The organism is Mycoplana rhizolycopersici, assembly GCF_013378445.1.
Taxonomy (GTDB): Bacteria; Pseudomonadota; Alphaproteobacteria; order Rhizobiales; family Rhizobiaceae; genus Mycoplana; species Mycoplana rhizolycopersici.
The window spans coordinates 56877-77978 of the sequence record NZ_JABXYK010000017.1 but is presented as its reverse complement, the minus strand read 5'-3'; the positions used below and the strand labels follow the sequence as shown (position 1 = coordinate 77978).

The window sequence follows — 21102 nt, the reverse complement described above, 5'->3', positions numbered from 1 at the left end:
GCGAGAGGGATCGCCGGGCGGCGACCGCAGCGACGTCGGCCTCCCGCACCTGCTACTCCACACGCTCCTCCGCCCGCTGCCCTTCACACCGCGGAAAGTGTTCGCTCCTGCGGAGGATACGGCGGTAGAACGCCGGCAGCGCCTCGTTAATTGCCGACGACTGCTCTCCCGCTGCATGCGCGAGCTCGGCCGCATCTGCGGCGCAGGCCCGCAGCGCCTCTAGGAGCTGATCATGGACGAAGCGCAGGTCGGCAAAAGCACCGGTCGCTGCGACCGGCTCGTCACCTCCCACCGCGAAGATGCGGGTACGCGACTGCCGTCCCTTCAGCGGCAGCGTGCCAGCCTCCAGCAGGGCCATCTCGCCCAGATACGCAGCCGTGCTTTCGGAGACGAGGATGTCGAAGCCGACTTCCTTACAGGCCGCTTCGATGCGAGCGGCGACATTCACCGTGTCGCCCACGGCGGAATAGTTAAAGTGCGCCTCCGCCCCCATGTTGCCGACGCAGGCAAGCCCGGTGTGGATACCGATGCCGATGGCGACACTCTGGCCGGGCCCGAAGCCGAAGGCGTCATCGGCATTGAGGCTCGCAAGCGTCCGGCGCATCGCGAGTGCGGCGCGCACCGCCTTGCGCGCGTGATCCGGCACGTCCACGGGCGCGTTCCAGAACGCCATGATGGAGTCGCCGATGAATTTGTCGAGCATGCCTTCATGGGCGATCACGTCGCGGCTCAGCGCATCCAGCAAGATGTTGAGAAAGGCGACCACCTCCTTGGGCGCGCGCTTTTCGCTGATCCCGGTGAAATCGCGCACGTCGACGAACATCAGGGTCAACTCGCGCTCGTCGCCGCCGAGCCGCAACGCGTCGTGCGTGTGCTCGATCCGGTAGAGCAGCTCCGGGGAAAGATACTTGCCGAAGGCCCGCCGGACCTCGCGCCGCTCGCGGTCGATGACCAGGATTCGAAAGGCGGTGGCGGAGAAATGCGTGATGGTGGCGCAGACGATCGGCGCCAGCGGATCGAACAGCAGGCCGGCATAACGAAAGGCGAACCAGGACGCAGCCAGCGCCGCCACCGTTACCGTCAGCCCGAAGACGAGCGCGATCGCCGGACTGAGGAAGGTGGTGAGCGCAACGATCAGGAGACCTGCCAGCGCGATCGAGACGATCTCCAGCCCGTCCGCCCAGTCCGGGCGCGACAGGAACCGGCCGGACAGGATCTGTTCCACCGCCTGCGCATGGATTGACACGCCCGGCACGTGCTGGCCGAGCGCCGTCGTGCGGATGTCCTGCAGGCCGGCCGCGGAAGCGCCGACGAAGACGATCGCTCCCTGCAGCGCCTCCCGCAGCGCTTCCGGCGGCTGCGTATCCGAAAGAATCCTTGCCGCCGAGACGTATCGTTCGGCGCGGTCGGGTGAAAAGTAGAGCCAGATTTCACCCCTCGCCGTCACCGGCACGACGAAATCGCCCACCTTGATCTTGGTAATGGTGTCCGGCTTGTCGGGCGCGTCTGCAAGGACGTAGGTGGAAGCCCCCTGCGCCACGCGCAGCGCTTCAAGCGTCAGGTTCGGATAAAGCTGGGTTCCGTCGCTGAGCAGCAGCGGAATGGTGCGCAGGACCGGCGAGGGATTGCCCGGATCGAGGCTGATGTGTCCAAGCCCCGCGGCCTCGGCTTCCAATGCCGGAAGAAGCGGTGTTGCCGCCTTGATGATGGGCGGCGCGCCGAACGGCGGCTCGCCCGTGAACGCAAACCCCGCCTTCACCTGCGGGAGGAAACTGCCGTCGTTGGATATGCCGAAACCGAGCACGACCGGCCGGCTCACAATAGAGTTGGCAAAAATCTGATCGTTGTCGGGCAGCCGCCCAAGCACGTCGGCGGGCATCCCCTCAACCGCTTCCACGACGCTGCGCGGCGAAAGGCGATCAGGCTCGGAAAAGAGGATGTCGAAAGCGATCGCCGCCACGCCCATGTCGCTCAGCCGGTCGACCAGCAGCGCCAGCCGGTCGCGCGGCCACGGCCATTGCCCCAGCACCCTCAGCGACGCCTCGTCGATATCGACGATCCGAACGGGCATCTGCTCGAACGGCCGCGGTGCTAGGCGCTGGTATTCGTCGAACACCGCTTCGCGAGCGAAGCGGAAGAACAGCGGATCGTCGCTGCGCAGCAGCGTCAGCGCTGCGACGATGGCAAGACCGAGCATGACGCCGACCTGTTGCGCGCGTGTCATGGCGCCGGTTCGATCCCTCCTTCCGCGTGGTCGATCGGAAGCGCCCGAGCGATCGTGCGTCAGCCGCACAGAAGGATGCCCGGTCACCGCAAAGGTACTGCATTCCTCCCGTGCCAGCCCCGTTGCGGGAGCTTGCGGCGCGGTCCTTTCGGCAAATCAGCACAGCCCGTTCGGCAAAGGCAATCTCGGCTGGCGGCGAAGCAGCATACTATGCTTTGTGAGAAAGCGGCAGAGCCTGCCGCAAAGGAACAGCCCTACCAGGAGCTGCAGTTGCGCAATTGCTTGGAATAGCGCGACGCCATCTTCGAGGCACGGTTTGCGCCCGCCTTCGCCGGCGCGCTCCAGTTACCCCTGGAGTAACCGGCATGCCCTTCGTGGTAGGCGATGTAGAGGCGGTAGGTGTCGTTGAGCGGGATGCCGTTCTTGCGGTTGCTCTGGCTGTGATACCAGCCGATGAAGCGGATCGCATCGCCGAAGTCGTTGCGCTTGGCCATCCAGCGGCCGGTCTGCTTCTTGTAGCTGTCCCAGGTTCCGTTGAGCGCCTGCGAGTAGCCATACGCCGTGGAGACCCGCTTCCAGGGAATGAAGCCGAGGAGCTTGCGGCGCGGCGGCTTGGCGTTGTGCTTGAAACCGGATTCGGCATAGACCGTCGCCATCAGCACTGCGACAGGCACGCCGTATTCGCGCTCGACACGCCGGGCGTCGCGCTCCCAGTTTTCGAACAGCCCGTCGCGCTGCTCGAAAACAGCGCAGGCATTGTCGGTATTCCGCGGAACGGTCCCGCAGGCAGCAAGCATCATCGTGAGGACGACGACAAAAACGCAACGCATCGATCGATCTCTCATTTCCGAGAGATTGATAATTCGTAAAGTTTAAAGTTTCGTTTTTAGACGAACTGAACCTTCATTCCGCCGGCCTGTCCGCGCGGAACTTCTCCTTCAGCCGGCCGACCGCCTCCGGCCTCCATTGGCCCTCCAGGCCGAGTACGGCGATCCACGGATCGACATGGTGTTCGCCGGCATAGACGTGGCCGTAGCCCATCGGCGTCGTCGTCGCCATCGCCATGTCCAGACCGAGCTGCAGGAAGGTGACGAACGGATACCAGCGCAGTTCATCGGAGACGTCCGGCCCGCGCGGCCCCACCATCCAGGCGGGCGGGCGCCGGTAGGCGCCTTCGTCGAAGAAGGTCACCGGATCGCTCGCATACTGCAGGTAGACGACACGCATCGGCCCCCAGGGTGCCGTTGCCTCGCCCAGTGTGTCCTTCTGGGCGGTGAAGCGGACGAAGGAACCGTCGCCGAAGCGCGGCAGCCATGCCGGCGTGCCCTCGTTGCGCCCCGCGGTCAGCCGGCGCCAGATGCGGGATTCAAAGGGGGGGCCGACCCAGAGCGCGCCCTGATAGGGATCGCCGATGACCTCGAACAGTTCCGTGGACTGTTCGGAGCTGAGTGCGCCGAGGCTGAGCCCGTAGAGATAGAGCTTCGGCCGGGCGTCCCGCGGCAGCTTGTTCCAGTAGGCGTAGACCTCGCGGAACAGCGCCCGCGACGCGTCGGCGCCGTAGCTGGGCTCCACCAGCAGCGACAGCCAGCTCGACAGGTAGGAATACTGGATCGCCACGCTGGCGACGTCCCCGCCGGTCAGATACTCCAGCGGCCCCATCGCTTCCGGATCGACCCAGCCCGTACCCGTCGGCGTGACGATGACCAGGTACTTGCGCGAAAAACCGTCGGTGCGGATCAGTTCCTGCAGGGCGAGCTTCGCGCGCGCGTCGGCAGTCTGTGCGCCGCTCAGCCCGACATAGACGCGCACCGGTTCCTTTGCGGGTTGCCCGGTAAAGGAGGCGATCGCGTTCTCAGCCGTGCCGCCTGAGACGAACTCGCGGCCGCGCCGCCCGAGATCGGGCCAGGGCACCAGCGAGGCCGCGCTTCCCGTCATGCGGGGATCCGTCGGTTGCGGCGTATCTGGCTCCATCAGTTCGTCCAGCGCCCGCAACGAGGAATCGACCGAATGCAGCGCTGTGCGGAAGAGAACGCCCTCGACCGCGGTCCAGAAGAGAACGACGGCGATCAGACCGCCCACCAGATTGGCGACCCGCCGCGGCGCAAAGCGCTGGATCATCCGGGAGAAGGAGCGCCAGGCGAAGGTAAAGAGCCGTGCCACGACGATGACCACGATGAAAGTCGCAACCGCAATCAGCCCAACCTTGAAGGGATGCCCCGTCTCGACCGGCGGCAGTTCCATCAGCGTGCGGATCGAGTTCTGCCATTCGGCCGCTCGCCACAGGAACACCACGACGACGATTGCGCATGCAAAAGCGGCAAGCAACTGCACCCTGCCCCAGAAACGCCCTGCCGGCATCGGCAGTTCCAGATAGGACCAAGTGGCGGCAACCAGCACGCCCAGACCGTAGCCGATGGCGAAGCAGACGCCCGAAAGGACGCCCTGTGTCACGAAGGTACGCGGCAACAGGCTTGGCGTCAGCGACGCGGCAAAGAACAGCGCGCCGAGCAGGAGCCCCAGCACCGAGAGCGATGCCCAGAACTTGATCATCCGATGCGACATGAAATCGACCCCTCGCTCGCCGCCAATGGCTCAGACACTGCCATTCCGGTAGTTTACAAGCAATGCACGGTTGCGCCCCAAGCTCATATTCTCCCCGCTGCATTTCCATATCCGGCCATGCACATTTGAAGCAGCGCTGCCGGATGTTCTACCGGCACATTGGACCCGCTCGCCGCCGGTTTCAATCGTCGCAGGCCGGATCAGCGCCGCGTCATCACCGCGCGCGGCAAAAGCGCCCGCATCCTGTATATTGCCGGGAAGCGCGCGTTATTTTGTTGCGCGCGACAGGCGAGTTTTCTACTTAAGATGCCCAAATAAGTGTCACTTCGATCAAAAAGGTCGCAGCGACACTTAGGCCCGCCGTTGCAGGAGCGATCGCTTGCCTGCGACCGGCCAGCCAGCCGCCAGGATCCATCGCGGTCCATCCAAGGGAGATGAACTATGAACCTCAAGTCTTTTACCGGCGCAACCTTTGCGGCATCGCTGCTGCTTTCGACGGCAGCCTATGCCGACATCACCATCGGCGTGATCGCACCGCTGACCGGCCCGGTCGCGGCCTATGGCGACCAGGTGAAGAAGGGCGCTGAAGCCGCCGTGGCGGAGATCAACAAGAACGGCGGCATTCTCGGGGAGAAGGTCGTGCTCAAGCTTGCCGACGATGCCGGCGAGCCCAAGCAGGGCGTGTCGGCCGCCAACCAGATCGTTGGCGACGGCATCCGCTTCGTCGTTGGCCCGGTCACCTCGGGCGTTGCCATTCCCGCATCCGACGTTCTCGCCGAGAACGGCGTGCTGATGGTGACGCCGACGGCCACCGCACCCGACCTGACGGCGCGCGGCCTGCCCAACGTACTGCGCACCTGCGGCCGTGACGACCAGCAGGCAACCGTCGCCTCCGACCACGTCCTGAAGAACATGAAGGACAAGAAGATCGCAATCGTCCACGACAAGGGCGCCTACGGCAAGGGCCTTGCCGACGCGTTCAAGGCCGGCCTCAATGCGGGCGGCGTCACAGAGGTGCTGTACGAAAGCGTCACCCCGGGCGAAAAGGACTTCAGCGCGCTGATCACCCGCCTCAAGGCGGACGGTGCCGAAGTGATCTATTTCGGCGGCTATCACCCCGAAGCCGGCCTTCTTGCCCGTCAGTTGCAGGACATGTCGGTGAAGGCGACGATCGTCGGCGGTGACGGCCTTTCCAACACCGAACTGTGGGCGATCGGTAACGAAGCCGTCGCCGGCACGCTCTTCACCAACGCGATCGACGCGCTGAACAACCCCGACTCCGCCAAGGCCGTCGAAGTCCTCAAGGCCGCGAACATTCCACCGGAAGCCTTCACACTGAACGCCTATGCCGCCGTCGAAGTGATCAAGGCCGGCATCGAGAAGGCCGGCAGCGCCGAAGACGCCATGGCCGTGGCCACCGCGCTGAAGGCGGGCGAGCCGGTCCAGACCGCGATCGGCAAGCTCACCTACGGCGAAAGCGGCGACCTCACCTCGCCGAGCTTCTCGCTGTTCAAGTGGGAAGACGGCAAGATCGTTGCCGCCGAGTAACCCTGGGCGACCTTCACAAGCACTCAAGACGCCGGGCCCTGCCCGGCGTCTTTTCGTTTGGCCGCCCGATACATAGCGGCTTTGCGCTTGTCCGCGCCGCCAGGGCGGGACTTACAGCGTCGAGATCAGTTCGCGGTAGGCCTTCTCGGGGAAGGCCTTGAGCGTGCGGGTCCGCACATTGCCACCCTGCGCGAGCGTCAGTCCGAAGCGGGCCATTACCGCATCATCGGGCGCCTCGCAGACGGCAACCATGTCATAGTCGCCCATTGTCAGGTAAAAATCCTTGAACGAGCCGCCCATCTCGCCGATCACCTTCTTTGCGGCGTCGAGCCGTTTCGGCGAGTCCCGGACGTTCTTGATGCCCTGCTCCGTCCAGTTGATGAGAACAATGTACGTGGTCATGGCACACCTCCCCTGCGTACGTCCGCAGACGCCGCGGTCGTGCCCTCAGCCCACCTTGAATATACGCCCCGCCGGTGTCGCCAACAAGAAATCTCGCCGCCGATCGCCGGCTATAACGACGGAAAACCGCGCTTGCGCCATTCGCTTTTCGGCACCTCCGATCCGACGTCGAAGGCAAAGGCGACAACCCGCGTTCCCTCTTCATCCACCTCGCAGCGGAAGCTGAGGTTGTACCAGCGCGTATTGGCGCGAAACGCCGCGCGAGTGACCTCAAGCACCGTCCCCTTCGACAGCCGATAGGACGGCAGAAGCTCCGGATTGTAGGCCGGTGAACCATGCCTGAGCTGGGCATAGAGCTCGGTGCTGCACAATCTCTCGATGCGCACGCTTCGCGGCAGGTCGCCGATCGCCGTCCTCGCAACCGGGTCCTCTGCGGCATTCTCCGAAAAGAGCCGGTCCGCCTCGTGAAGCTTTGTCTCGGGCGCGTCGCTCGCCTCGGCCTTGTCGGCAGTCTTGTCCTCGGCCTTCGGCTGCTCGTCGGCCTTAGCGGCCTCCTCCTGCGCAGTGCCGTCGATCGGCTCTCCCTCGGCAAGCGCCGTAGGAAACCCGTCCGCACTGTCCGGCTCGCTCGGAGTCGGCACCGGCGCGGTGGCGGGCGCGTCTTCCGCCAGCTCTTCGGCTACGGGCTGTTCGGACGGCGTCTGCTGCTCGGGCGGCTTGTCGGCCGTTTCCTCCTCCGGCAGCGGCGAGCCCGGTGACAGGTCGTCAGTCTCCACCTTCACGCCGCTGTCCTTGTCGCCATATTCAAGGACGGGCCGCAGGACCGGAATGGGCGCGCCGTCGGCAAGCTGCTCGACCGCCCGCTGTTGCTCCTCTGCCTGCTGCTGTTCTTCCGCCATCTGCTCTTCGGGCGGCTTTTCCTCCGCAGCCGTTTCTTCCGGCGCCGTTTCCTCAGGCGGCGGCTCTTCCGGGGGCTCCGCTGCGGGTGGTGGTGGCGGCGGTGGCGGCGTTGGCGGAGGTGGCGGTGCCTCGGCGACCTTCTCCTCCTGCTGCTCCTCGGGCGGAGGCGGCTCCTGCTGGGCCTCCTCCGGCACGTTTTCTTCCGGGGGCGGGACGAGTTCGACGCTGACGCTCTCCTCCTCCGGCGGCGTCACCTCGAAGGCCGGCAGATGGACGAACAGAAGGGCGGCAATGGCGACATGCAGCGCGGCCGAGACGCCCACGCCCCATCCAAGCCCCTTGCCACGCTTACCTGTCACCCGCGGTTCCATCCGGCACAACTGCTTTCACGACGACTGCCGGTCCGGGCGTTCCCGCTTTCGGCGAAGTTCAACTATAAATCCCGGCCAGTCTTGCCGACGACGGCGCCGCGCGTCAAACGACCCCGCCGCGGATGCCACATTTATTTAGGAACGCCGGCCTACAGGATCCAGTCGTCGTCGAGGGCATAGGCGCGCACATAGTCGATCTTCATCTGCGCGCCGTCGTCGAAGTCGCCGGATGGCTGTCCTGCCGTGCCGCCGACGGCGAGGTTGACGACCATGTACATCGGATCGTGCATGTCCGCCGGCGTCTTCGCCCGCGCAATCTGGACGTCGTCGAAATACCAGACCAGTTCGTCCTCGGTCCATAGCAGGCCGTAATTGTGAAATCCATCGGTGGAAGGCATGTGCGTCGCAGTCGTCTCGCTCGTGCGCGAGCCGGTCTCCATGGAATGCACCGTCGTGTGGATCGTCTGCGGCTCCTGGCCGCGCATCTCCACCACGTCCAGTTCCGGCGGCCATTTCCCGTCCGCCGGCAGAAGCCAGAACGCCGGCCAGGCGCCGCGGTCGTCCGGCATGTCCGCGCGGATTTCGAAGTAGCCGTAGGTCTGCTGGAACGAGGAATGGGTGGTGAGGATGCCGGAGGTATAGTCGTAGCCACCAACCGCCTGCTTCATCTCCTCCGGTGTCCGCTCCGCCGAGATCGTCAGGATGCCGTTCTGTACCGAAAAAGGGTTGAGTGACCGCGTCGGCTCGTGGGCCGGGTTGACGTACCACTGCAGTTCCCCGTTGGTGTGCAGCGTTCCGCCGCTCTCCGGCGTCCAGGGAAACCTGGCATCCCATATTCCGCTTTTTTCGTTGTGGAGCCAGAGCGTGGAGAAATTGTCGAAGAAGCTGCGGGTCATGTTCGACTTGTCGATGGCGAGATCGAACTGGCCAGCGCCCAGCTGTTCGGCGGTTATACCCGCAAAGACCAGCTTTTCGCCTCCACCGAGATCGAGTTGCAGGTTGTCGCCCTTCTGCGTCAGGCGCGCCTGCACCTGCTCGAACGAGGTAATGCCGTAGCCCTTCAGGCGCACGGTGTCGTCGCCGCCGAAATCGGCGATCAGCTTGCTGCCCGTCCCCTTCTCGATCAGGAAGATATCGGCCCCGCCACCGCCGATCAGCACATCGTTGCCACGACCGCCGTAAAGCGTCTGCGCGCCGGGGCCGCCGGAAATGATGTTGTCCGCGCTGTTGCCGAAGGCATAGCGGCCGTGGCCGGTGACCGTCAGGTTTTCGAAGTTCGCCGGCAGCCTGTAGCTCATCCAGGTGGAGATCGTATCGATCCCCTCGCCCGATGCTTCCGAGGCGATGTTCTCCGGCGAATAGAGATAATAGATGTCGTCGCCTGCCCCGCCGGCCATCGCAATTTCGACGCCCGCGTTGCCCCAGAACGAATCGTTGCCGGTCGTGCCGTTCAGGATCGGCCCGGCGCCGACCGCGGAAAACCACGCGGTCGAGGGCGCGCTGTAGTAGAGCGGTTTTCCAAGGGCGTTGAGGACGCTTGAACTCATTGGGCTTCTCCGTTTCCAGGCAAAGCCCCAGCACCATCAGCCTAGCAGCGCAGCGTTGCGCCCCCAAGTGCTGCATCGCAACAAATGTACGTTATCGCACATAAAAGGTTAACGCGGCGCGCGAAAAACCGGTCTACGGTGGTGACTTCCCGTACATGTCCGCAACCGAAGGCAAGCGCCGGATGAGCGGGGCGCGAGCCAGAAGCCACGCCCCGGCATGATACCGCGCCTTAAGCCTTGCGCACCGGTGGGATCACCCAGGAACCGTCGATGATCGAGGGCGGGCTGTCGTCCGGCCAGTAGAGCCGCATCATCAGGATAAACTTGCCCTTCGGCGCGGGCAGCCAGTTGCTTTCCTTGTCCGGCCCGGGTGAGGCGTTCTGAATGTAGATGTCGGTCGATCCATCCGGATTGACCTTCAGGTCCTGGCGCGCGCTGATCGAATAGCGGTTGATCGGGTTTGCGACGAAGAAGTACTTCTCGTTGTACATGGTGATCGACCAGAAGCCGCGCACCGGCGGCATCTGCCCCTTGGAAAAGGTCAGCACATAGTCGTACGCCCCGTCGTAGGCGCGGCCGAACAGCCCCTCCTTCACCCGCGTGGACGTCGGATAGACCGCGTCCTGCGGCCGGTTCGCGCCGAGACCGATGGCCGTGACCAGCGCGCGCTGCAGGTATTCCGTGCCGTAGACGCCGGTCCTGGTGGTAAAGCCCCAGCCGTTGACGTTCTTGACGTCGCCGTCGGAAAACTTGAAGTGCAGCATGATCCGCCCGAAAGCGATCTCGGGGATGTGCCGGACGAAGCGGGTATCGAGCTTGCTCTTGTCGAAGTCTTTGCCCGGAACGATGCCAACCTGCGCCATCTTCTCGACCATCTCGGCATCCGCATCCGTCGGCGGATTGGTCTTCATCAGTTCGCTCAAAAGCGTGAAGTACTCGACCGCATCCATGCGGTTGACCTGATCGCGCACCGCCGTCTTCATGTCGATGCTGGGATCGACCTTGCCTTCCGGCGGCGTCCAGGACTTGCCGTGGGCGCTGAGCGGGTAGAGCTGGCACTCGTCCTGGATCGCATGCACCTTCTTGTAGTCCTCCGGCGTGCCCGTGCAATAGATGCGTCCGAGGATCCAGACGAGGCTCGTCGGCGACTTGTACTCCGTGATGCCGTCGGGCAGTTTGCCCTCCCAGCCGGGCCCGGTGATGGCGTAGGTCTGCGCCTTTTGGCCGGTCGTGCGCGACCCCGGCACCTGGAACACCGTCGTCCAGCCGTCGAGCATCGGAAACAGGTAGTAGCGATCACCCTCCATCTCGGGGATAGACAGCACCCACGGTTCCTTGCCGACGTCGACGAAGGCCGTCGTATAGAGCGTGTCGGCGTTCGGCGCGGTCACGTCGGTGAACGATGCATCCGGATATTCGCGCAGCTTGATCAGGTGCCCCATCGGCCCCTTGCTGCCCTCGGGCTTGGCGACGTTGGTGACGACGCGGCGCGTCATCTCCATTGTCACCAGCGGATAGCCATAGACATACGCCTCGACCGCCGTCCAGAAATCGCCCTCCCCCTCGAAAGGATCGACGATCGGCAGGTCAAAGGCATGGGCAGGCATTGCGCCTGCTGCGAGCAGGCCCAATCCGCTCAAAGAGACGGCGCGGCGCGAAATCTTCATCGAAACTTCCCCCGGGGTTATCGTGCGCCGCGGGTCCCGCCTTCAGCGCCACGTGTAAAACGTGTGTTTTCCCATGTAGGCGCCCGTCTCGGCCTGACCATCCGCAAGAAGGCTTAGGCGTGACATGCCCATCCGAAGGATGGCGGCTACACCATCCGGCGTAGGCGCACAGGTCCGGCTATCGACAAGAGGACCGCACGAAAAAGGGGCCTGACCCTAGGCCAGACCCCTTCGATGTTTCCAGATGCTTATTCGCTCAGCTATCCAGGAAGCTTCTCAGCTTGCGGGAGCGGCTCGGGTGCTTCAGCTTGCGCAGCGCCTTGGCCTCGATCTGGCGGATACGTTCGCGGGTCACCGAGAACTGCTGGCCGACCTCTTCGAGCGTGTGGTCGGTGTTCATGCCGATGCCGAAGCGCATGCGCAGAACGCGTTCCTCGCGCGGCGTCAGCGAGGCCAGAACGCGGGTCGTCGTCTCGCGCAGGTTCGCCTGGATGGCGGCGTCGATCGGCAGAAGCGCGTTCTTGTCCTCGATAAAGTCACCGAGATGCGAATCCTCTTCGTCACCCACCGGGGTTTCGAGCGAAATCGGCTCCTTGGCGATCTTCAGGACCTTGCGGACCTTCTCGAGCGGCATGGCGAGCTTCTCGGCCAGTTCTTCCGGCGTCGGCTCGCGGCCGATCTCGTGCAGCATCTGGCGCGAGGTGCGGACGATCTTGTTGATCGTTTCGATCATGTGCACCGGAATGCGGATGGTGCGCGCCTGGTCGGCGATCGAACGGGTGATCGCCTGCCGGATCCACCATGTCGCATAGGTCGAGAACTTGTAGCCGCGACGATACTCGAACTTGTCGACCGCCTTCATCAGGCCGATATTGCCTTCCTGGATGAGGTCCAGGAACTGCAGGCCGCGGTTCGTATACTTCTTGGCGATCGAGATCACGAGGCGGAGGTTGGCTTCCACCATCTCCTTCTTGGCGATACGCGCTTCGCGCTCGCCCTTCTGCACCATGGATACGATGCGCCGGAATTCGGCGATCGAGATGCCCGTTTCCGTCGCGAGGTTCTGGATCTCCTGGCGGATGTCGCGGATCGTGGCGTTTTCGGCCCTTGCGAATTCCTTCCAGCCCTTGGCGGCCAGGTTGCCGATCGACTTCATCCAGTTCGGATCGAGTTCGGCCCCGGAATACTGCTCCAGGAACGAATCGCGCTTGACGCCATAGCTTTCAGCAAGCCGCAGCAGCCGGCCCTCGTTCTGCATCAGCCGCTTGGAGATGTCGTAAAGCTGCTCGACGAGGCTGTCGACGCGGTTCTGGTTGAGCGACAGCGACTTCACGGCCGTGATCAGCTCGTCCTTCAGTTCCTTGTAGCGGCGCTCCTGGGCAGGAGACAGCGTGCCGGTTGCCTGCAGGCGGGCTTCCACCTGCTGGTCCTGAAGCTTGCGCAGCTTCTTGTAGGTCTCGGCGATTGTGTCCAGGGTCTCCATGACCTGCGGGCGCAGTTCCGCTTCCATGGCGGCGAGCGAGAGGTTGGACTCGTCGTCGTCCTCTTCCTCTTCCTCAGGCGTGGGCATGTCGCCGCCGACATTGGTGATGTCGTCGTCATTGGCCGGCGAACGCGCCTTCCTGGCCTTTTCCTTTTCCTCGGCCGCCTTGCGGTCGGCCTCGATCTTCTCGGGGCTCTGGAACTGCGGGGCCGCCTTCGCCTCGGGACCGGAATAGGTCGTCTCGAGGTCGATGATCTCGCGCAAAAGCGTCTGGCCTTCGTTGAGTTCATCCCGCCAGATGATGATGGCCTGGAACGTCAGCGGGCTTTCACAGAGGCCGGCGATCATCGTCTCGCGGCCGGCTTCGATGCGCTTGGCGATCGCGATTTCGCCCTCGCGCGACAGAAGCTCCACCGAGCCCATCTCGCGCAGGTACATGCGAACCGGATCGTCGGTGCGGTCGGTCGGCTCTTTCTTCTTGGCGGTCGCAAGCGCGGTGCCGCCCGAGGGAGCCAGTTCGCCGCCTTCGCTTTCGTTATCGTCGTCGCTGTCGTCTTCGCCCTGGGCTTCTTCCGCGTCCTCGTCCTCGATGACGTTGATGCCCATGTCGGAGAGCATCGACATGGTGTCCTCGATCTGCTCGGAGGTCACTTCCTCCGAAGGCAGCACCGAGTTCAGCTCGTCCATGGTGACATAGCCGCGCTTCTTGGCGGCCTTGATCATCTTCTTGACGGCATCATCGGAAAGGTCCAGAAGCGGGCCGTCCGGTGCACCTTCGCGTTCGGTTTCGGCTTCTTCGTTTTCTTTGACCTTAGTTGCCATTTAGTCTTCGCTTTCCTGGAGTATCCAGTTTCAGTGCCGTCCGGTACCGTGCAAGCGCCCGCCCGAAGCCTCGGCGCCATGCCAATTCGTTTCAGTGACCTAACGGAATGAAACTTAAATCCTGATTAACCACGCCTCGCCGTCGTAGGCCGAGGACATACTGCCTGTGCAGCATGATTGACATGACTTCCCGATCCGCCGTACCCATCTCGCCCTTGCCAGAAATGGTGATTCCCAGATTTTTCGGCTCCGTCAAGCTTTTCCGCCAAAAAACCCCGAAAACCCTTTGATTCGGGTCTTCAACGTCAGGCGCGCCGGTTGCGGGTGTTGGCCAAGATGTAGGCATGGTCGCGCAAAAGACAAGGGCTGCGCGCGTTCCTGATTCGCCCCATCCCTCCTTGCGCCTCACCAGTCCATCACCACCTTGCCGGAATTGCCGGAGCGCATCGCCTCGAAACCGTCCCGGAACTGGTCGATACCGAGGCGGTGGGTGATGATCGGCGAGAGGTCGAGCCCGCCCTGGACGAAGGCGATCATCTTGTACCAGGTCTCGAACATCTCGCGCCCGTAAATGCCCTTCAGGGTCAGCATCTTGAAGATCACCTTGTTCCAGTCGATGCCGAAGCCATCGGGCGCGATCCCTAAGATGGCGATCTTGCCGCCGTTGTTCATCGCGTCGATCATCGAGCGGAAGGCCGGCGGCGCGCCAGACATCTCCAGCCCGACGTCGAAACCCTCCGTCATGCCGATCGCAGCCATCACCTCGTTCAGGTCCTCCTTCGAGGCGTCCACCACATGTTCGATCCCGACCTTGCGGGCGAGTTCGAGCCGCACCGGGTTGATGTCGGTGATGACAACCTTGCGGGCGCCGACGCGCCTGGCCACCATCGCCCCCATGATGCCGATCGGGCCGGCGCCGGTGACGAGCACGTCCTCGCCCACCAGATCGAAGGACAGGGCGGTGTGCACCGCATTGCCGAACGGATCGAAGATCGCCGCCACCTCGTCCGGCACTTCCGGCGGGATCGGAACGACATTGTGCTCGGGGATGCAGACGAACTCGCCGAACGAGCCCGGCCGGTTGACGCCGACGCCCTTGGTGTAGTGGCAGAGGTGCCCGCGTCCGGCGCGGCAGTTGCGGCACTTGCCGCAGACGATGTGCCCCTCGCCCGAGACCCGTTCACCGACGTGATACTTCGTCACCGCCGAGCCGACCTCGGCGATCTCGCCGACGAATTCGTGGCCGACCACCATCGGCACGGGAATCGTCTTCTGCGCCCAGTGGTCCCAGTTCCAGATGTGCACGTCGGTGCCGCAGATCGCCGACTTCTTCACCCGGATCAGCACGTCGCTCGGCCCCGGCTCCGGCACCGGCACGTTCTCCATCCAGAGCCCGACTTCGGGTTTCGACTTGACCAGCGCGCGCATCATGTTGGTCATGGCTTGCTCCTCATGTCTGCCTCCACAGAGCCCCTCATCCGCCTGCCGGCACCTTCTCCCCGCAAGCGGGGAGAAGGACGACCGCCGCACGTCCTTCCTCCACTCCGACGGCCGCGCCTGGCACGTCCTCTCTTCCCGCCTGCAGGGAGAGGGCTAGGGTGAGAGGCAACGCGACAATTGTCCACTTGCCCCGCATCAGATCACCCCCAGCTCACGTCCCACTTCCGCAAACACCGCGATCGCCTTTTCCACGTCCGCCCGGCAATGCGCCGCCGACATCTGCGTGCGGATGCGGGCCTGCCCCTTGGGCACGACGGGGAAGGAGAAGCCGATCACGTAGACACCCTTTTCCAGCATACGCGCCGCCATCTCCTGGGCGAGTGCCGCATCCCCCAGCATCACCGGGATAATCGGATGCCCCTCGCCCGCAAGCGTGAAGCCGAGCCTTGTCATCTCGGAACGGAAGAGGTCGGCGTTGGCGGCGAGCCGGGCACGCAGGGCGTCGCCGTTCTCGATCAGGTCGAACACCTTCAGCGAGGCGGCCGCGATCACCGGCGCCAGCGTGTTGGAGAAGAGATAGGGCCGCGAGCGCTGGCGCAGCCAGTCGACCACCTCGGCGCTGGCGGACGTATAGCCGCCTGACGCGCCGCCCAGCGCCTTGCCGAGCGTACCGGTGATGATGTCGATCCGCCCCTCGACGCCGCAGTGCTCGGCCGAGCCGCGGCCGTGCCTGCCCACGAAGCCGACCGCATGGCTGTCGTCGACCATCACCATCGCGCCGTACTTTTCGGCCAGGTCGCAGACGCCCTTTAGATTGGCGATGATGCCATCCATGGAAAATACGCCGTCGGTGGCGATCAGCTTGAAACGGCTGCCTTCGGCCTTCTTCAGCTCCTCTTCCAGCGCCTTCATGTCGTTGTTGGCGTAGCGGAAGCGCCTGGCCTTGGAGAGCCGCACGCCGTCGATGATCGAGGCATGGTTGAGCGCATCCGAGATGATCGCGTCCTCCTCGGACAGAAGCGTCTCGAACAGACCGCCATTGGCATCGAAGCAGGACGAATAGAGGATCGTGTCCTCCATGCCGAGGAAGGCCGAGATCCGCGCCTCCAGTTGCTTGTGCTCCTCCTGCGTGCCGCAGATGAAGCGCACCGACGCCATGCCGTAGCCGTAGCGGTCGAGCGCCTGCTTGGCGGCCTCCGCCAGTTCCTCGCTATCGGCAAGTCCCAGATAGTTGTTGGCGCAGAAGTTCAGGACGCGCCCGCCGGACGCCACCTCGATCGTGCCGGCCTGCTTGGAGGTGATGACGCGCTCCGACTTGTAGAGGCCGACGGCCTTGAGACCTTCGAGTTCGGTGCGCAGGTGGGAGAGGAATGTCGAGCTCATGGGAAACCCTTGCAGGTAGGAAGCGAAACCCGGTCGGCGAAAGATGTAGCACGGATGGCCACATCTGTCCCCGCGGCGAGGTGGCGGCTTGGCACCGGAGCGCGGCGTTATTCTCGCCAAAGCCCGCCGTCAGCGGGCCGCAAACTCGGCCACTAGCCCTTCATAGGCCTCGAAGGGCGGAAAGCGCTCGAAGCTGTGCACCGCCGGCGTCTCGGCCCAGGCGAGCTTCTCGCTCGTATAGGTCTCGATGAACGGCGTGAACCAGTGCGTGTCCTGCAGCATGGTCGGCCGCAGGTTGACGAAGAAATCGATCCCGTTCGGTCGCGTGAACATCCAGGTCATGCAGTCCGGGCAGAAATGATGGCCGGCTTCGGCGTTCGCGCCGGCGACCACCGGCTCGCCCTCCGTCACGGCAAATCCCTCGGTCGGGATGGCGGCACTGAGCGAATAGGCGCTGCCCGACATCCGCTGGCAGCCGGTGCAATGGCAGGCCATGGTCAGCAGAGGCGGTGCCGTTACCTTCAGCTTCACGCGCCCGCATCGGCAGGCACCGTGCCACGGCAGTTTCCAGTCCGTCATCTGCTCTCCTCCCTTGCTGCCCGACGCACGCTCCGCCAGGCCTCCTCATTCGAGTTCGGCGTAGTCCTCGATCACGGCCAGGAACGCCTTGCCGAAGCGCTCGCGCTTGCTCTGGCCGATGCCGGGAATATCCAGCAGTTCGTCCCAGTCCTGCGGCCGTTCCTTCGCAAGCGCGATCAGGGTCGCGTCGGGAAAGACCACATAGGGCGGAACGTCCAGGTCCTTGGCGATCGAAAGGCGTTCGGCGCGCAGGCGTTCGAAAAGCTCCCGATCCGAACCGGCGAGATCGTGACGCTCGCGCGCGGCAGCCGACTTCTGCCCCTTCGCGGCCCTGCCCGACATTGGGCGATCCTTGCGGAAGCGCACCTCGCGCTCACGGCGGAAGACAGTGCGGGATTCCGGCTCAAGCTTCATCGCGCCGAAGGCCGCATGATCGATGCGGATGAGCCCGGCGGCGAGAAGCTGCCGGAACACCGACTGCCAGGTACGGCCGGGCAGGTCCTTGCCCGCCCCGAACACCGGCATGTCGACATGGCCGAAACGCTCAGTCTTCTCGTTGACGGTGCCCAGCAGCACGTCGATGACGTGTCCGGAGCCGAAGCGTTCGCCGGTGCGATAGACGGCGGCGAGCGCCTTGATCGCCGCCTCCGTACCGTCCCAGGTCTCGACGGGATTGCGGCAGGTATCGCAATTGCCGCATCCACCTGGATGCGTTTCGCCGAAATGGGCGAGGATCGCCTGCCGCCGGCAGGAAGCGGTCTCGCAGATCGCAAGCAGCGCGTTCAGCTTCGCCCGCTCGACGCGCTTGACCTCTTCGGCAGCCTCCCCCTCGTCGATCATGCGCCGGCGCTGCAACACGTCGGCCATTCCGTAGGCCATCCACACCTCGGAAGGCTGGCCGTCACGCCCGGCGCGGCCCGTCTCCTGGTAGTAGGCCTCGACGGAGCCGGGCAGGTCGAGATGGGCCACGTAGCGTACGTCCGGCTTGTCGATCCCCATGCCGAAGGCAACGGTGGCGACGAGGCAGAGGTTTTCCTCCTTCAGGAAGGCGTCCTGATTGGCGTCGCGCACGGCCCTGTCGAGACCGGCGTGATAGGGCAGCGCCCGGATCCCCTGCCCGTCCAGCCACGCGGCCGTATCCTCCACCTTGGCCCGCGACAGGCAGTAGACGATGCCGCTCGCGCCTCTGTGGCGCGACAAAAAGCGCAACAGCTGCTGGCGCGGCTGGTCGCGCTCGACGATATCGTAGGAGATGTTCGGCCGGTCGAACGACGTGGTGAACACCCGCGCCTGCTGAAGCGACAGCCGCTCGATGATATCGTCGCGCGTATGCGGATCGGCCGTTGCCGTCAGCGCGATCCGCGGCACGCCGGGATAGCGTTCGGCCAGCCGGTCGAGCGTGCGATATTCCGGGCGGAAATCATGCCCCCACTGGGAGACGCAGTGCGCCTCGTCGATCGCAAACAGCGCGATCCGTGCATGGCCGATCAGTTCGGCAAAACTGTCCGTCACGATACGCTCGGGGGTGACGTACAGAAGATCCAGCTCGCCCGCGCGCACCGCGCGCATGAGGGCTGCGGCCTCCTCGCGCGACAGTGAGGAATTGAGTGCGGCGGCGCGAACGCCGAGCTGCTTCAGCGCCTCGACCTGGTCACGCATCAGCGCGATCAGCGGCGACACGACGATGCCGACCCCTTCCCGGCAGAGCGCCGGAATCTGGAAGCACAGGGACTTTCCCGCACCCGTCGGAAAGAGCATGACCGCGTCGCCGCCATCCGTCACGTGCTCGACCACCGCCTGCTGCTTGCCGCGAAAGGCATCATAGCCGTAGACGCGCTTGAGGACTTCGAGGGGGCGCCGCGCGTTCTCGAAGAGCCTGTCGGTGGAAAAGGGCGGGTCCTGTCGTTCTGGATGCGGCATCGGGCCTCTTTCAGGGAATCGTCGGCGCATCATGGCCACCCCGCCCCAAGATGCAAGCCGCAGCCGCCGCATGCGCGATCCTCTGCGACTGATGGCGATGCTTCATATCTTGCGGGCAAGACCTTGAAACGACTCTGCTTTGCCGAAACGTTCACGCAGAACGTGAACGGCGGCGCAAGCTTGCCCTACCCCTTCGCGGGCCCCTTCACCCGGCCGGACATGACGCCGAAGCCGTCGATGATCGCTTCCTGGTTCTCCAGCCGTTTGGTTTCCATCTGCACCTCTTGCAGCGCGCGGGTGATCTGGTAGGCGCGCTCGCCGTCGCCCTCCTCGGTCGCCTCGGCGAGTTCCCGCTCCAGCTCGCGCCGCTGCCACAGAAGCGCGCGGGTGCGCTTGTGCAGCGCAAGCGCCTGCAGGAATGCCTCACGGGCATCGGCGGGTGCTGCCTCCTGCGTCGCGATCCACAGGCGGGAATTCCGGATCTGCTGGTCGAGCATCTTCAGCATCGGTTCGAACCCGGCCGCCCCCAGTTCCTCCACCAGCCGTTCCCGCGACAGCCGCTCGCCCATGCCGGCGGCGATCCCGAGCACGGCCGACCAGAAGCGCTGCAGGTCGCGGTTGTCGAACTCGATGGCGGAGACCTCGTCATACTCCTCGAACAGAAGCTGCGGCTGATTGACGATCGTCAGCGCCAGAACGCTCTCGCGAAGCGCCGGCAGCGCCTGCGCGCCGCGCACGAGCGTCGATTGCGCCAGCCGGTCGGATATCGTCGCCGGCGTTGACGACTGACTGCCGGCAACGGCGTTGCGGCCGCCCTCCTGCCGCCGCCCCTGTCGTGCGCCGAAGCTGCGCCGCTCGCCGCCCTGCCGGCCCGCCGGCTGGAAGAAGGCGTTGAGGCGGTCTCGCACGTCCTGCTGGTAATGGCGGCGCACGTTCTCGTCGGCAATGATGGACACGAGCTGTCGCAACCGCGCTTCCAGTTCCGCCCGGCTCTCGGGCGTGTCGTAGCTGCCGCCGCCGACTTCGCGCAACCAGATCATCTCCGCCAGCGGCTTTGCGCCGGCAAGCACCTTGTCGAACGGCGCGCGCCCCTCTTGGCGGACGAGGTCGTCCGGATCCTTGCCGTCGGGCAGAAGCGCGAAACGGACCGTGCGCCCGGGCTTGATATGCGGCAGTGCCAGCTCGGCGGCACGATTGGCGGCACGGATGCCAGCACCGTCGCCGTCGAAGCAGAGCACCGGCTGGGGCGTCATCTTCCACAGAAGCTCGAGCTGGCTCTCCGTCAGCGCGGTACCGAGGGGGGCGACCGCGTTCTCGATGCCTGCCTGGTGCAGCGCGATCACATCCATATAGCCTTCGACTGCGATCACCGTCGCATTCGCACCGTCGTCGCCTGCGGCACCGCGTCCCCCGCCCTGCGCGGACTTGCGCGCGCGGGCGAAATTGTAGAGCACGTTGCCCTTGTGGAAGAGCTCGGTCTCGTTGGAGTTGAGGTACTTCGCCGGTGCATCCGGCGACATGGCCCGTCCGCCGAACGCAATCACCTTCTCGCGCGACGACAGGATCGGAAACATGATGCGGTCGCGAAAGCGATCATAGGAGACCGGGATCTCCGGCCCGTGCACCACGAGCCCGCAGGCCTCTATCTGCTCCTTGGGAACGCCCTTTCCCGCCAGGTGCTCCTTCAGAACGTTGCGCCCCTCGGGAGCATAGCCGAGCCGGAACGTCTCTATCGTGCGGCCGGTCAGCCCGCGGTCGCGCAGATAGGCGCGCGCACGCGCTCCGGCTGCCGATTGCAACTGGTCCTGGAAGAAGGCCGTCGCCATCTCCATCACATCGAGAAGCGAGGTGCGCTCCTTCTCCCGCCGTTCGGCCTGGGCGTCGGGCTGTGGCATCGCCATCCCGGCCATGTCGGCAAGCTGCTGCACGGCCTCCGGGAAGCTCAGCCCCTCCAGTTCGCTCAAGAAACGAAAATGGTCGCCGGAAACGCCGCAACCGAAGCAGTGATAACGCCCCTTGCGATCCTCGCAGTGAAAGCTCGGCGATTTCTCGCCATGGAACGGGCAGCAGGCCCAGTAGTCGCCGCGCGAGACGTTGGTCTTCTTCTTGTCCCAGGTGACGCGCCGTCCCACCACGGCCGATATCGGCACGCGATCGCGTACTTCGTCGAGGAAAGAAGGGGAAAAGCGCATCTTGAAACGTCGTCTCCGTCGCCTCCGATCAGGCGAGCCCGCCACTATAGCGATGGCCGCAG

The 21102-nt window shown here is 64.6% G+C and carries 14 protein-coding genes; 1 reads left to right on the top strand and 13 read right to left on the bottom strand.

Annotated features, from left to right (window positions below; genetic code table 11):
- Positions 1-52 precede the first annotated feature (52 nt).
- The 3 genes from HV823_RS21775 to HV823_RS21765 form a co-directional block, all read right to left on the bottom strand.
- On the bottom strand, positions 53-2224 hold the full coding sequence (locus HV823_RS21775; protein ID WP_176951804.1) for a CHASE2 domain-containing protein: 2172 nt from the start codon (positions 2222-2224) through the stop codon (positions 53-55).
- Positions 2225-2478: 254 nt separating this feature from the next.
- Positions 2479-3054 carry a transglycosylase SLT domain-containing protein gene (locus HV823_RS21770; RefSeq protein ID WP_176951803.1) on the bottom strand — a complete coding sequence of 192 codons (576 nt, stop codon included), beginning with the start codon at positions 3052-3054 and terminating at the stop codon, positions 2479-2481.
- A 73-nt stretch (positions 3055-3127) separates the two neighbouring features.
- Positions 3128-4786: an alpha/beta hydrolase gene (locus HV823_RS21765; RefSeq protein WP_176951802.1), complete on the bottom strand. Its 1659-nt coding sequence runs from the start codon at positions 4784-4786 to the stop codon at positions 3128-3130.
- A gap of 441 nt (positions 4787-5227) precedes the next feature.
- Here HV823_RS21765 and HV823_RS21760 point away from each other — a divergent pair, with 441 nt between their 5' ends.
- Positions 5228-6334 carry a branched-chain amino acid ABC transporter substrate-binding protein gene (locus HV823_RS21760; RefSeq protein WP_176951801.1) on the top strand — a complete coding sequence of 369 codons (1107 nt, stop codon included), beginning with the start codon at positions 5228-5230 and terminating at the stop codon, positions 6332-6334.
- A 111-nt stretch (positions 6335-6445) separates the two neighbouring features.
- Here HV823_RS21760 and HV823_RS21755 read toward each other — a convergent pair whose 3' ends face one another.
- The 10 genes from HV823_RS21755 to dnaG all read right to left on the bottom strand — a co-directional run bounded on the left by HV823_RS21755 (position 6446) and on the right by dnaG (position 21040).
- On the bottom strand, positions 6446-6736 hold the full coding sequence (locus HV823_RS21755) for a GYD domain-containing protein (protein WP_097142226.1): 291 nt from the start codon (positions 6734-6736) through the stop codon (positions 6446-6448).
- A gap of 110 nt (positions 6737-6846) precedes the next feature.
- Positions 6847-7995, bottom strand: a complete 1149-nt coding sequence (locus HV823_RS21750) for a DUF930 domain-containing protein (RefSeq protein WP_343051981.1) — start codon at positions 7993-7995, stop codon at positions 6847-6849.
- Positions 7996-8156: 161 nt separating this feature from the next.
- On the bottom strand, positions 8157-9554 hold the full coding sequence (eglC, locus tag HV823_RS21745) for an endo-1,3-1,4-beta-glycanase EglC (RefSeq protein WP_176951799.1): 1398 nt from the start codon (positions 9552-9554) through the stop codon (positions 8157-8159).
- Between the two features lie 230 nt (positions 9555-9784).
- Positions 9785-11221 carry a DUF1254 domain-containing protein gene (locus HV823_RS21740; RefSeq protein WP_176951798.1) on the bottom strand — a complete coding sequence of 479 codons (1437 nt, stop codon included), beginning with the start codon at positions 11219-11221 and terminating at the stop codon, positions 9785-9787.
- A gap of 256 nt (positions 11222-11477) precedes the next feature.
- Positions 11478-13526, bottom strand: a complete 2049-nt coding sequence (gene rpoD / locus HV823_RS21735) for an RNA polymerase sigma factor RpoD (RefSeq protein WP_176951797.1) — start codon at positions 13524-13526, stop codon at positions 11478-11480.
- Between the two features lie 405 nt (positions 13527-13931).
- Positions 13932-14966, bottom strand: coding sequence for an L-threonine 3-dehydrogenase (gene tdh, locus HV823_RS21730; RefSeq protein WP_176951796.1), 1035 nt, complete (start codon positions 14964-14966; stop codon positions 13932-13934).
- 195 nt (positions 14967-15161) lie between these two features.
- Complete coding sequence (locus HV823_RS21725) at positions 15162-16349, bottom strand: glycine C-acetyltransferase (protein WP_176951795.1); 1188 nt, start codon at positions 16347-16349, stop codon at positions 15162-15164.
- 129 nt (positions 16350-16478) lie between these two features.
- Positions 16479-16928: a GFA family protein gene (locus HV823_RS21720; RefSeq protein WP_176951794.1), complete on the bottom strand. Its 450-nt coding sequence runs from the start codon at positions 16926-16928 to the stop codon at positions 16479-16481.
- 45 nt (positions 16929-16973) lie between these two features.
- Positions 16974-18848, bottom strand: coding sequence for a DNA helicase RecQ (recQ, locus tag HV823_RS21715; protein WP_176951793.1), 1875 nt, complete (start codon positions 18846-18848; stop codon positions 16974-16976).
- A gap of 185 nt (positions 18849-19033) precedes the next feature.
- Positions 19034-21040: a DNA primase gene (dnaG, locus tag HV823_RS21710; protein WP_176951792.1), complete on the bottom strand. Its 2007-nt coding sequence runs from the start codon at positions 21038-21040 to the stop codon at positions 19034-19036.
- Positions 21041-21102: the final 62 nt, after the last annotated feature.